We start from the raw sequence: 14,017 nt of genomic DNA, 5'->3' as shown, positions 1-14,017 counted from the left end.
AGGCAAAAGAACCATTAATGTGCAGGAAGATGCACATTATGGTGATAACGAATAGAAAGCTAACTTAAATCATGCAGGTGCTTTTTCAACGATGACGTGAGACTAAAATCGGAAAACCTCACCTGCAATCCTTCACGTTCTGGTGAGCAACACATCGCCCCGACAAAAATCCGCTGACTGTCAACGGTAAAAGGAGACAATCTCAGTAACGGCCATGTCACCCCATCTGTAGAATACTGCAACCTGATAGCCCCATCCTGGTAAGTCAGCCGTAGCCAAAACTTCTCTGGATTACCGGGAAAGATCCCCATAGCCCAGTCAGAACAGCCATTTGTCAATACACTGCCGATAGTTGCCTGTCCATCAGAATGTTCAACGCCCGCTTTTAGCCAATGTTGCTCATCCACCAACAACATAACACCAGCCTGATCATATAATTGTTCAAACTGGCCTTCGATACAAAACTGGAAAGTAAAACCTTCTTCAAGTTTAAAATCATCAACATAGCCACCAAATACATGACCACTATGACGCTGAAAACCATACCATGTATCACGCCAGAAATCGGTTTTATTGTCTGTCGTGACATGAAGTTCATTATCCTGACACCGCCATAAAGCAGGTTCATTCAACCAATGGCATTGCTGCAAATTCATCAATATTTACCCTGTTATTTTCTGGTGGGATTAATCAAACCATATCCCGCTAACAATGAAAGGGAAAGCACAGCAATACAGGCAAAAGCACCATGTAATGTTACCTGATGTGCCAAACCACCAATAATTGCCGGCCCAAGCAAAATCCCTGAATATCCCATCGTAGAAACGGCAGAAACTGCCAACGCATCAGGCATCACCTTCTGCTGGCCTGAAGCAGTGAAAAACATTGGCGCCAAATTGGATAACCCCGCCCCAATCATCAGGAAAGAAATTCCCAATTGGATCGTGTTGGTTGCCAGATAGATCAGGACAAAACCTGACGTCGCCAAAATCGCACTGCCTAAAAATACGCGCCGATATCCACATGTTGCAATAATTTTATCACCCAAAAATCGCCCCGCAGTCATGGTGATGGCAAACAGCGTATAACCAAAACCTGCCTGATGGCTACTCATATTATGCACACTACTTAATAAAATCCCGCTCCAATCCAGCATGGAGCCTTCCATCAAATAAACCACAAAACAGAGAGAACCAATCAGAGTAACAATGCCACGAGGCAAGGCAAAAAATGGCGTTTCCTCCGTTTCGGCGTTATCCAACATGCCATTCCATGTTGGCAACAATAACAGGATAACGAATACCCCTACGGCGAGGGTGACCTGAAAGGGTGAGATCCCCAAAAACAACAATAGGCTGACAGTACCGGCTCCCGCAATTCCCCCCAGGCTGAATAATGCGTGAAAACCCGACATAATCGGTTGATGTACTCTTTTCTCAATATTGACCGCATGGATATTGATCACCACATCTGTCGCCCCAATTCCCATTCCAAAGACAAACAAAGCACAAGCCAATGTCAGCGGGGCTGAGAACACACTTAATCCCGGTAATATCAAAACAGCTAACAAGGCAAAAAAGGTAAAAACTTTCCGGCAACCAAAGCGAGTAGCCAACATTCCCGCTATTGGCATCATAATGAAAGAACCAATACCAAACACCAGTATCAGAAGCCCCATTGAACCATCATCCAGACCCAGTCGTTCCTTCACCAATGGGATCAGTGGTGCCCAACTCGCAATACTGAATCCTGCAATAAAAAACGAAATTCGCGTTGCTATGATAGGCTGCTTTATTGAAGAGACTGCATATTCTTCAGACAATTTGACTCCTCCAAACTATTCCTTCAAACCATACCCTTTAAAACAACGCTTTCCACGCGTTCTGGCGGAAAGCGCCAAATAGTGGTCTTCAATAAAAAATCACTTTATATTTGTTCCTGAAAACTGGGGAATATCCATTAATTTCTCAATAACACAGGAAGCCTGTTCATACTGCTCTGCTACTGACAATGCATGGGGCCAGGCATATATCCACGGAATACCCGCCTGCTTTGCCGCCGCGATCCCCAAATCGGTATCTTCAATCACCAACGTTTGCTGAACATCCATCTTTTTTAATTTCAGCATAGCCAAATAAGGATCAGGGAAGGGTTTAGTTCTTTCCACATCATCGCCAGAAATCAAAGCCGGTGGTTCATGGAGATCCAACAAACTAAGATTGGCCAGACACACATTACGTGGCGCGGTAGAAACAAATCCAAAGTTAGTGCCATCTTGTTGTAAGGCGGCAATTAAATCAGTAACTCCGGGACGCAAATAGCGTATAGACAATTTTTCCTGGTAACGCGAAATAATTTTCTCGGTAATATCTTGATGCATTACGGGAGGGACACCAACTTTATCTAAGGTTTCCACCAAACTTAGTCCAATTAATTGCTGAGGTTGGATATTACTTATTTGAGTAGGTGCCTGTTCTCCTAATTCATTACTTAAGACATCAAGCAATACATCAAAATGCAGTTGTTCACTATCGACAATAACTCCGTCGATATCAAAAATAACATTGCATCTATTCATCGAAGTCGTCCTTCAAAATAATCCATTATTTTAGATCAGAAATACGAATTAATACCTTGCAGTTTGGTGTACTGAGAGGAACTTGTGTTTTCGATGCAATATCACAACCGATAGTCAGAAAAGCTTGTTGGTAATCTTTGAAATCAAAAATCTGGCTGATAAAACGCTTAACGGGGATTACACCATCCCGGATCATGGCATAGGCACGTTCAAAACTATTATTCAGGGAATCAATGGAACCTATTACTGAAAGACTTTTATCTGCAATTCTCATAATATCCAAATTGGCATGTTTATCTTTCAGCGCAACATTTAATAATTTTCCACCCGGTGCCAGATGATCAAAAATATATTCAGTCAACTGCCCCGTCGTATCCACACATAAATCAATCAGGGCTGACGTATCACCATATTCCTGCATTAATGCTTCATTAAAGCCAGAATACAACCGGCATTCCGGCGGCAAATTATCTCTTGCAAACTGAATTCGGTTTTCATTCTTTTCGACCATAAAGGCTTTTACACCCCGCTCATGCAACGCCCAAATGTACAGCATCCCCATCGGGCCAGCACCTGCCACTGCCGCACGAATATGAGTATGAGAGATCCCCAGCTTATCCACGCCCGTTATTGTGCAGCTTAGTGGTTCAGTCAGTGAGGCTTCCTCCATACTGACATGATCATCCAGCTTGATAAGCAAATTCTCTTTTGCCAAATATTGCTCTGCGAACGCGCCATCATAAGAAACCCCGGCTTCTGTTCCCAGTTTTCTCTCACAATGGTTAGGACTACCTGTCTGACACATCCGACAATGCCCACAAAAATAAGTCGGGTTAACAACAACACGATCACCCACCTGAAATTGAGTAACACTACTGCCAATTTGGGATACCACGCCAGTGGTTTCATGCCCCAAAGTAGTTCCTGAAATTGCAACAGGATAAGCACCCGTGATAATGCCCACATCCGTGCCACAAATACCACACACTGCAATATCAACGACAACATCATCGGGTTCAGTGCAAGATAAAGGTTCAACTTGCTGGATTTCAACATCCCAGGTTTGATGATATTTAAGTGCTAACATGATACCGCCTCCTTATGTATCTGTGCGAGAGTGGTTAATTCTGAGAAAGTCAGTTCCAGTTTATGGAGAATTTCTGCCAAATGTTCCTGTGTACAAATCAGTGGTGGGCGAACTTTGATTGCCCGGCCTTTACCATAACGAGAGCCACGCAAGATCAAGTGATGGCGGTTAGCAGTAGCGATCACCTGTGCTGCAAAATCTGGGGTTGGTGTGTCAAAGCCATACATATATCCCACACCTCTCACTCCCGTGATTTCGGGATATTGCTCCTGTAATTTCAACAAACCATCACGCAGATAGGCTTCATTTTGTTGCACATTTTCCAAAACGTGCTCATCTTCAATAATGTCGATAACTTCGTTGAGGGCAACTAAAGAGAGTGGATTAGCACCAGAGGTACTGGAATGTTCGAATGATTCCAGGATATCCAGTGAATGACGCATCAATACACCCCCCGTTGGAATACCGATACCCCCTGCCCCTTTGGCAAAAACGATGATATCTGGCTCCAGTTCTTTGGCATAACCCGTCGATGCGAAGAACGTACCTGTACGGCCAAAACCTGTTTGTACTTCATCCGCGATAATGATGATGCCATGCTGGTGACAGATTTCTCTAAGCTTCCGGTAGAAAGCCACAGGGAAAACCATGTTGCCACCATTCCCCTGAATCGGTTCAATAATCAGACATGCAATATTGTCATTAGAGCCTAATTGAATAAACTGTTCTAAATCGACAAATTGTTCTTCGCTCGGCTGCGATTGCCCTGCCAGGACACTGGCTGGCGTAGGAATTTTTATTGAACCATCAATAGTTATATGGAAGTCTTTAATTCTGAATGCATTGCCAGAAATTTGAGCGGTAGCAAGAGATTGCCCATGATGAGCAAGGAAAAGTGAAATAACGCCTGAGCGTCCCGTTGATTTTTGCGCTATGCGGATAGCACATTCAACGGCTCCCGAGCCAGAAACATCTCGCAGCCAGATGCGATCGACGCCTTCAGGTGTATATTTAATTAATTTACTTAAAATATATTGTGACATTTCACGTGTATAAGCCGAGCTTAAATGTGTACATCTATCAATCTGTTGTTTGAGTTTTTCTGCAATCCGATGATTTGTATAGCCGAGCGGCAAATTAAAAGTTCCCGATGCCGCGTCAATATATTTTTCACCATCAATGATCAAATAAGGGCCATGACCGATAAAACGAGAAAGCATGCTTTCAAGATGGTTTTTATTTTCCATAATGACTCACCACTATTAGTTACATTAAACGACTCGTTATATAAAACAACGAAGAACCCTACTTACTGTGATGAGAATAGATTAAGCACATCCAAATTGGATTTCGATCACGAAAATGCCATAAAAAATATTAAGTAAATTTAAAATTTAATTTAAATTTGAAAAATCATACAGTTATTCATTAATAGCGATTAATTATATTAAATGCAGGACAAATCACATTTAGCAATTAATAACTAAACCCCTAATCCCATCATTCGCATTAATTTCTGGGCCTGCTGAATCGCCTCTTGCCGATGAGCAATTCCCATTTTTTGATATAAATTACGTATATGGGTTTTTATCGTGGTCGCTGCGACATCCAGTTCTGTAGCAATTTGATCATTGCTGTAACCAGAATAAATTAACCCTAACACCTGCCATTCACGCTGAGTAAGTGGACTATTACGGATAAGCTCAGGTACGTCAGGATGAGAGAGCAATTGTTCTACAAACGTTTCATCAAAATGAGCAAATTTATGCCGATGCTGTCGATTGATTTCCCGAAGAATACGCTGAGCTCTATGTTGTTCCATTTCAGGCAAGATATTCAGTTGGATAAGCTGGCGCAATTGCAATGCCATCAACTCACCTTCAATAACAAAATGGCTGATGAAGCCTGTACTGTTAGCCAAATTCAAGGCTTCGATCAAAACATCCTGAGCCTCTGCCTTACGCCCAAGCTGCCAATAAAGCAAATTACACAACAGAAGATTACGATTCAAATCGCTGACCAATGCCAATTTTCTGGCATATTCATTCAGTTTCACCAAAATAGATTCGGCTTCCTCATTCTGATCTAATAAGATTTTTGCCCGTGCAATGTTGCGCCATTGGTTTTGATTGAAATGGTTACAGAAACTCTCTGGTCGCTCTGCCTGTACCAACCATTGAGTCAAGGAATTGCTATCTTCCAAAGTCTGCCAAATAATGACACGCAACTCGTCAGTATTCGTTCGCCAATCGCGATGATACTGCCCATTACTCAGTAAATTTTCACAACGGGTCAAGTAACGGCGAGCGTTATCAATATCACCCCGAACCAAAGAACATTTCGCCAATTGGGTAAAACACTGTAATTGCTGCTGTGGCTGGTAATTGGCCAACACTTCCAACCCTTGACGCGCGGCCTCTTCTGAGTCATCAATACGGGCCCAACACCATAAAAGTTGTGAACGGATCCTCAATAGAAACTCATGCATCGGCAACTGTTCCAGATGCTGTTCACGGATTAAATCAAAAGCATGGGACTGGGTATCATAAGCCGCTTGCAAATAACCTTGTGCCAGTAAAATTTCACTTTGTTGCAATAACGCCCATAAAGCATAGTGATAAACATGACAAAGGCGGGCAAGCTGCTCCGTTTGCTTCATTAATGCCAATGCGCTGACCAACTGACCATGGCAATGCAATACCTCTCCTTTTACTGACATCGCCACAATACGGCCATATTGATTATTTGGAAGTAAATTCGCTAACGCCTTTTCGGCCAAAACATCGGCATCAGCGGGGCGCCCATCATTCATCGCCACTTGCGCTCTCAGAGCATCAAACTCTGCCAGTAATTCCGGTTCTATGGCGATTTGCTTCTGCTTTAGTGATTGCTCTGCCTGATTCAATAATGCATTTACCTCATAGTAACGATGCTGGCTTTGTGCCAACCACGCTTGCAACAGTACCAGGCGAGGGCTTTCCAGTAACTGTTCATACGGCAGTGCATTCATACACTCCCCCAATAGGGAAAGTTGACTGTGGTTAAATAACTCCCAGGCATGTTGCAACAAAATATCCCGTAACAAGATAGTATCTCCTGCTGCCAGGGCGTGATGAATCGCCTCCCCTGGATACCCCTGCATCAGCCATCCTTGCACGGCTGCTCTATGTAATTCGGGCAATTTTGCTGCCATTTCCCATTGGCAACGTTGGCGCAAAAATGAAGCAAACAAAGGATGAAAGCAAAACCACTCACCAGAATCATCCATTCGCTGAATAAATAACCCCTGCCGTTCAATGTCTTCCAGACGTTGCTGACCGTTTTCCTCTCCCGTCAGGCAATTAATCAATCCATCATTCATGGAACGCAGGATAGAACTATGCAACAAGAAATCCCGCGTCTTCTGATCCACTCGATTTAACACTTCATCCACAAGGTAATCAGCAAGATGACTGGCATTAATTCCCGCAAGGCGCTTTGCTGAACTTTCAGTCGTATTACCGGATTGACGGGCAGAAAGGGCAATCAGTTGCAAGGCCGTTGCCCACCCAGCAACGTCATTACATAACTGTTCGCAGTGTTCAGGCGCCAATGGATTGGCTAACCGCTTGGCAAAAAATTGCTGGGTTTCCTGATAATCAAAAGCCAACTGCTGGCTATCAATCTCCAATAACTGTTCACGCACGCGTAAGTTGGCAATTCCCAACGAGGGCAAATGGCGTGACAGAACCACTAATGTTAAATTTTCGGGTTGGTGGCGGAGAAAAAAGCGCATTGCTTCATGAATAATCCCATTCACGATCAGATGATAATCATCGATCACCAGAAAAATCGGTTGCTGCCATTCGCTAAGTTCAATAAATAATTGCGCAAACAGTGCAGATAAGCTGGCATATTGATGTTTCTGGGCCAATATCTCACTTTTCACACAGTGTCCCTGCGTTGCCTGCTGAATGGCTGCAATCAGATAGCTAGCGAAACGTTCTGGCTGATTATCACTATCATCAAGAGAATACCATCCTAGATGTTCCTGTCCGGCAGCCCATTGTGACATCAAGGTCGTTTTGCCATACCCTGCGGGACTGGTTATCAATACCAGTCGATGATCCTGAATTTCATTGAACTTTTCCAACAGGCGCTCCCGCATAACCATATTATTGAGTCGAAGAGGGCGACTGAGTTTCGATGGGATAAGCATTAAATTTCTCCCCTCACACGTAATGCATAAAAGCAACGAATATACCAATCTCACTTCAAGATGCATGTGATATCTCCCCCGCGAAGCGGGGAGATATCAGGCTTCATAGCGTGTTGTAAATTGCAACTTGAAGTTTTATACGTATAAAACTGATACCTGAATTCTGTTTGACACTATTAAGTCACTTACACATTAACATTCCTTTACGACCAACAAATGTAGAGAAACGCCCATCTTTTGCAAACAAGTTGATTAATTTCATTGTGTTAAATTGCACCTTGTCACATTCTTTGCTTGCAACCTTGCTATTTTTCTATGAAATTGCGAAAAAGCTCGAAAGAAATAGCTACGCCCTTGCGCTCCTCCCCCGCGAATATTTTCACGGGATGATGTTTCCCAAGCCACTAACCTTCAGCATATCCCTGTAAATAATTCACCAAACTTTCCTCAGTTAGTGACAGGATGCAACGCCATGCAACTATCTACATTGAAAACATCTGCATTAGATAAAAACCCGAAACTCGATAAAGCCTTATTTCAGGCCGCACTCACACGCCAATGGCAATATTTCGGTCTCAACTCAGCTCAGGAAATGACGCCACATCAGTGGTGGCAGGCTATCAGTGCCGCCGTATCTGAATTACTCCCCCTATCCACTCAGCAAAGCCATGCTAATCCATCCTGTGACAACCAACGCCACGTGAACTATATCTCGATGGAATTTCTGATAGGCCGACTGACAGCCAACAACTTATTGAATCTTGGTTGGTATGACGATATTCAGTCTTATCTGGCAGAATATGGCATCATTTTGAGTGACGTGCTGGAAGAAGAAACCGATCCCGCATTGGGTAATGGTGGACTAGGAAGATTAGCTGCCTGTTTTCTCGATTCAATGGCGACACTCAACCAACCTGCTATTGGGTATGGTCTTAATTATCAGTATGGTCTTTTCCGCCAATCCTTTAAAAAAGGGCAACAAATTGAAACGCCTGATGATTGGGAACGTGGTTCCTATCCGTGGCTTCGCCATAACACGCAATTAAAAGTGAGCGTCAATTTTGGTGGCGAAATCGTGACAACGGCCGATGGCAATGAAAAGTGGCTCCCCGCATTTACTTTCATTGGTGAAGCCTGGGATTTACCCGTGATTGGGTATAACAATGGCGTAACCCAGCCACTTCGGTTGTGGCAGGCCACATACGATAACCCCTTTGATCTGTCACTCTTCAATGATGGGCAGTTCCTACATGCCGAACAGCAAGGCATTGAAGCCGCCAGCCTGACCAAAGTTCTCTACCCGAATGATAATCATCAGGCAGGTAAGCGACTGCGCCTGATGCAACAATATTTTCAGTGTGCTTGTGCCGTGGCAGATATTCTGCGCCGCCACCAACAGGCAGGGAGAAAAATAGAAGCGCTAGCACAATACGAAGTTATCCAACTGAATGATACCCACCCCACTATCGCAATCCCTGAAATGATGCGTCTTCTGCTTGATGAATACCAATTAAGTTGGGAAACCGCATGGGAAATCACAGGAAAAACTTTCGCCTATACCAACCATACTTTGCTACCAGAGGGCTTGGAACGTTGGGATGAACAATTGATGAGTGAGCTTCTGCCACGCCATCATCGCATCATCCAGGAAATTAACCGACGCTTTAAAACAACCGTAGAGCAAATTTGGCCTGATAACCAACAAGTCTGGGAAAAATTGGCAGTTATCTATGACAATCAAGTCAGAATGGCTAATCTGTGTGTTGTCGCTTGCTTTGCCGTCAACGGAGTTGCAGCCCTGCATTCATCTTTGATCGTGACCGATCTGTTCCCTGAATATCATCAATTGTGGCCAACTAAATTCCACAATGTGACTAATGGGGTAACTCCACGTCGTTGGTTAAAACAGTGCAACCCTGCACTCTCTTCATTAATTGACCAAACATTAAGTCAGGAATGGGTAAATAATCTTGCCGCCTTAAAACAGCTCGAACCTTATGCCGATGATGCTGCCTTCCGTGACACCTATCGAACCGTTAAGCAAAACAATAAAATTCGCTTGTCCAACTATGTCAATAAGGTCATGGGACTCAAAATTGATCCCCATGCCATTTTCGATATACAGATAAAACGACTGCATGAATACAAACGTCAGCATCTGAACCTACTCCATATCTTGTCACTTTATCGACAAATCCAGGAAAATCCGGCCTTGGATATTCATCCTCGTGTTTTCCTGTTTGGTGCCAAAGCGGCTCCCGGTTACTATCTGGCGAAAAATATTATCTCTGCCATCAATCATGCCGCCGAAAAAATCAACCATGATCCGCTTGTCCGTGATCGCATCAAAATTGCCTTTATCCCCGATTACAATGTTTCCGCCGCGGAATTGATGATCCCGGCAGCTGATGTGTCAGAACAAATCTCTACAGCAGGCAAAGAAGCCTCTGGTACAGGTAATATGAAATTGGCCTTAAACGGCGCACTGACCATTGGGACACTGGACGGTGCGAATGTCGAAATAGCCGAACAAGTTGGAAACGACCATATCTTTATTTTCGGTAAGACCGTAGAAGAGGCTAAGGCTTTACTAAACAGTGGCTACAATCCGCAAGATATACTTCAACAGGATCAGCACCTGAAAGATATCCTTGGTTCCCTTGCTAAGGGTGAATTCAGCCACGGAGATACGCACGCATTTGATCTTATGTTACATAGCCTGACTGACGGTGGTGACCCTTATTTAGTTCTGGCTGATTTTGCCTCTTATTGCCACGCTCACAAGCAAATTGATGCTCGATATCGCGATACCCAAGGCTGGACGTACAGTACTGTACTCAATACCGCTCGAATGGGTAACTTTAGTTCTGATCGCGCTATTCAGGATTATCAACAACGTATCTGGCAAACCAAATAAGGGCTTAGTATGGAAAAAAACTGCCTCAATGAATTGGCAACTGAGGCCGGCATTGTCAGCGAATATATTAATGCCTATGGAAAACCCCAGGCGATCCCCGCTGAAATCAGGCATCGAATATTAGAAGCCATGAGTACAGATATACCGGTCGGGAGGCCGGTTTCTCATTTACATGCTTCTCCCTTACCTAATGTTAAGGTGGTTATTCAGGCACAAAAGATAACCCTGCCTCTGGAAGATACAAATAATTACCAGTGGCAAATACAGACTGAACAAGGGGAAATATTTCATGGCCACTGCCAACATCAACTCACGTTGCCCGCCAATCTCCCTTTGGGATACCACACGCTGAACCTGATATTGGAGGAAAAACCAGAAACTGACTGTCGGCAATACGCTATACAACTTATTGTTGCCCCTGAACGTTGTTACGAACCCGATGCCATAACACGTGGAGAAAAGCTTTGGGGTGCTTGCGTTCAGCTTTATACCCTGCGATCGGAAAATAACTGGGGAATTGGTGATTTTGGTGATCTGAGATATATGCTGCAAGAACTGGCACAGCGTGGTGGTGCCTTTATTGGCCTGAATCCTCTTCATGCCATATATCCCGCAATGCCGGAAAATGCCAGCCCTTACAGTCCGTCTTCTCGCCACTGGCTCAATATCATCTATATTGCAGTGCACCAAGTAGAAGACTTTAGTTATAGCATCGAAGCACAAAAGTGGTGGCATTCAACGGAAACACAATCCAAACTCCAGCAAGCCCGCCAGGCGGAATGGGTTGATTACACCACAGTCATGTCTCTAAAAATGGCTGCATTGCGTCTGACTTATCCGCAATTTAAGCACCGTTCTGGCGATGATCCCCAACAGATCGCTTTCCAACAGTTTGTAACTAAAGGAGGCAAAAATCTTTATTATCAAGCTGCTTATGATGCCCTACACCATAAGTTATATGGGGAAAATAATGTTTATTGGGGCTGGCCTGTATGGCCGGAAGAATACCGTGAACCAAAAAATGACGCAGTTAAGGCATTCTGCCATTCATATCCACAGGAGATAGAGTTTTTCCTTTGGCTACAATGGCTGGCTGATACCCAGCTTGCCGAGTGCTTCACTACCAGCCAAACCCACCACATGCCAATTGGCATTTACCGTGATCTTGCCGTTGGAGTAGCGCAAGGGGGTTCAGAAACCTGGTGTAACCGAAGCATCTATTGCACTAAGGCATCCGTCGGAGCACCACCCGATATTCTGGGGCCTCTGGGACAAAACTGGGGGCTACCGCCAATGAATCCCCATGTATTAAAAGCGCAAGCCTATCAACCTTTCATTGAATTATTGCGTAGCAATATGCGTCACTGCGGTGCATTGCGTATCGATCATGTGATGTCATTGCTCAGACTCTGGTGGATACCACAAGGAGAAACTGCCGATAAAGGCGTTTATGTCCATTATCCAGTTGACGATCTGCTGGCAATATTGGCATTAGAAAGCCAGCGCAATCATTGCCTGGTGATAGGCGAAGATTTGGGGATTGTACCGGCAGAAATTGTCGATAAGTTACGGGACAGAGGTGTTTATTCCTATAAGGTATTTTATTTCGAACGCAATGAGCAAGGTGAATACCGTTCCCCCGATGAATATCCCGTGCAAGCAATGGCAACTATTACTACCCATGATTTACCTACCTTACGTGGATTCTGGCAAAATGAAGATCTCACTTTAGGGGACTCCATCGGTTTATACCCTGATAAAGCTCTTCTTGCTGATTTATATTCGGAACGCAAACGCTGCAAGCAAGCGTTATTAACCAGTTTAAATCGTCACGGCTATTTATCGCCCAAAACAGATACCCTCTTCCCATTGCAGGGAGCGATATCACAGGCACCAGCTGAACATCCGATGTCACATGCTATAAATCAAAGCATACACCGCTATATAGCCCATAGCGCCTGTGCCTTGTTAGGATTACAACCTGAAGATTGGCTGGATATGGAACGTCCCGTTAATATCCCTGGCACAACAGAGGAGTATCCCAACTGGCGACGAAAACTGACTTCCACGTTGGAAACGATGTTTGCGGATGCTCATATCAATGACTTGTTAAAAACAATTGGAGAGTGCCGAAAACAGGGTTAATAACTGACTCAGCGCACAGTTATATGTAGCCAAGTAGCAAGAAACACCCCCAATCATATCTATACCAATCTAATTTCAATATGCGTGTGATTTCTCCCCGCTTCGCGGGGAGAAATCAGATTTAATAAAGTGTTGTAAATTACAATTTGAAGTTTAATGCGTATAGATAAATATGATTGGGGAAGAGGATTAGCCTTTCACACCTCCCGACGTTAATCCACCGACTAACCAACGTTGGGCAAGTAAGAAAACTGCCGTGATAGGGATAGCAGAAAGCACAGCCGCCGCAGCAAAATCCCCCCAGAGATAGTTCTGTGGGTGAAGGTATTGCTGCATTCCCACCGCCAGCGTGTAATTGTCCACATCACGTAATAACAGAGATGCAACAGGTACTTCGGTGATCACGCCAATAAACGACAAAATAAATACCACCGCCAATATAGGTACAGAAAGTGGCAACAGTATCAAACGGAAAATTTGCCACGATGTCGCTCCATCCAACATAGCGGCTTCTTCCAGAGAACGATCTATCGTTTCGAAATAACCTTTTATCGTCCATACATGCAAAGCAATTCCACCCAAATAGGCAAAAATCACACCACCGTGGGTATTAAGACCAAGGAAAGGAATATATTCTCCTAATCGATCAAACAAGGCATATAGTGCCACCAAAGAAAGTACCGCCGGAAACATTTGAAAAATTAACATCGCTTTGAGTAGGGTACTTTTTCCACGAAAACGCATTCGAGCAAATGCATAAGCGCACGTCGTTGATAATGCCACAATACCAGTGGCAGTAATCAAGGCAACCTTGACAGAATTCCAAAGCCATTGCATGACCGGAAATGGGGGAAGCATGACGTGTCCATCAGCAGATTCCACGCTATAACCAAATGCCAGCTTCCAGTGTTCCCATGAAATGGTATCTGGGATCAGGTTACCCGTAGCAAAATTACCCGGACGTAAAGAAATTGCAATGACCATCAGCAAGGGGAACAAAATCAGGGCAATAAAAGCCAGCATCAATATATGTGTCCCCCATACCCGCCATCGTTGCGATTTTGGTTGTACCATCGCCATTTTCTTTCCTCC

At 44.1% G+C, this 14,017-nt stretch carries 9 protein-coding genes; 2 read left to right on the top strand and 7 right to left on the bottom strand.

From position 1 onward, the window contains the following. Nucleotides 1–59: 59 nt before the first annotated feature. The 6 genes from WDV74_RS01350 to malT all read right to left on the bottom strand — a co-directional run bounded on the left by WDV74_RS01350 (nt 60) and on the right by malT (nt 7,863). A complete protein-coding gene (locus tag WDV74_RS01350; RefSeq protein ID WP_338884158.1) occupies nt 60–656 on the bottom strand; it encodes a DUF1349 domain-containing protein in 597 nt (198 codons plus the stop codon). Nucleotides 657–670: 14 nt separating this feature from the next. Next, nucleotides 671–1,822 (bottom strand): MFS transporter, encoded by a 1,152-nt coding sequence (locus tag WDV74_RS01345; protein ID WP_338884157.1) that lies wholly within the window; start codon nt 1,820–1,822, stop codon nt 671–673. Between the two features lie 99 nt (nt 1,823–1,921). Then, nucleotides 1,922–2,578 carry an HAD-IA family hydrolase gene (locus tag WDV74_RS01340; protein ID WP_338884156.1) on the bottom strand — a complete coding sequence of 219 codons (657 nt, stop codon included), beginning with the start codon at nt 2,576–2,578 and terminating at the stop codon, nt 1,922–1,924. Nucleotides 2,579–2,603: 25 nt separating this feature from the next. Next, a complete protein-coding gene (locus WDV74_RS01335) occupies nt 2,604–3,665 on the bottom strand; it encodes an alcohol dehydrogenase catalytic domain-containing protein (protein ID WP_338884155.1) in 1,062 nt (353 codons plus the stop codon). Continuing rightward, nucleotides 3,659–4,912 carry an aspartate aminotransferase family protein gene (locus tag WDV74_RS01330; RefSeq protein ID WP_338884153.1) on the bottom strand — a complete coding sequence of 418 codons (1,254 nt, stop codon included), beginning with the start codon at nt 4,910–4,912 and terminating at the stop codon, nt 3,659–3,661. Before WDV74_RS01330 ends, WDV74_RS01335 begins: the two co-directional genes overlap by 7 nt. A gap of 236 nt (nt 4,913–5,148) precedes the next feature. Continuing rightward, nucleotides 5,149–7,863 carry an HTH-type transcriptional regulator MalT gene (gene malT, locus WDV74_RS01325; protein WP_338884151.1) on the bottom strand — a complete coding sequence of 905 codons (2,715 nt, stop codon included), beginning with the start codon at nt 7,861–7,863 and terminating at the stop codon, nt 5,149–5,151. Nucleotides 7,864–8,335: 472 nt separating this feature from the next. Between malT and malP the strand changes: the two genes are divergently transcribed. Together malP and malQ are read left to right on the top strand one after the other, a co-directional pair. Next, a complete protein-coding gene (gene malP / locus WDV74_RS01320; RefSeq protein WP_338884150.1) occupies nt 8,336–10,780 on the top strand; it encodes a maltodextrin phosphorylase in 2,445 nt (814 codons plus the stop codon). Nucleotides 10,781–10,789: 9 nt separating this feature from the next. After that, entirely contained in the window at nt 10,790–12,925 is a 2,136-nt protein-coding gene (gene malQ, locus WDV74_RS01315; RefSeq protein ID WP_338884148.1) for a 4-alpha-glucanotransferase, read from the top strand. Nucleotides 12,926–13,114: 189 nt separating this feature from the next. Here the strand turns inward: malQ and malG are convergent, their stop codons facing one another. Then, complete coding sequence (malG, locus tag WDV74_RS01310; protein WP_189759082.1) at nt 13,115–14,005, bottom strand: maltose ABC transporter permease MalG; 891 nt, start codon at nt 14,003–14,005, stop codon at nt 13,115–13,117. Nucleotides 14,006–14,017 lie beyond the last annotated feature (12 nt).

Origin of the sequence: Xenorhabdus sp. TH1 (genome assembly GCF_037260955.1) — a bacterium.
Taxonomy (GTDB): domain Bacteria; phylum Pseudomonadota; class Gammaproteobacteria; order Enterobacterales; family Enterobacteriaceae; genus Xenorhabdus; species Xenorhabdus griffiniae.
This window is presented reverse-complemented; position numbering and strand designations above follow the sequence as displayed.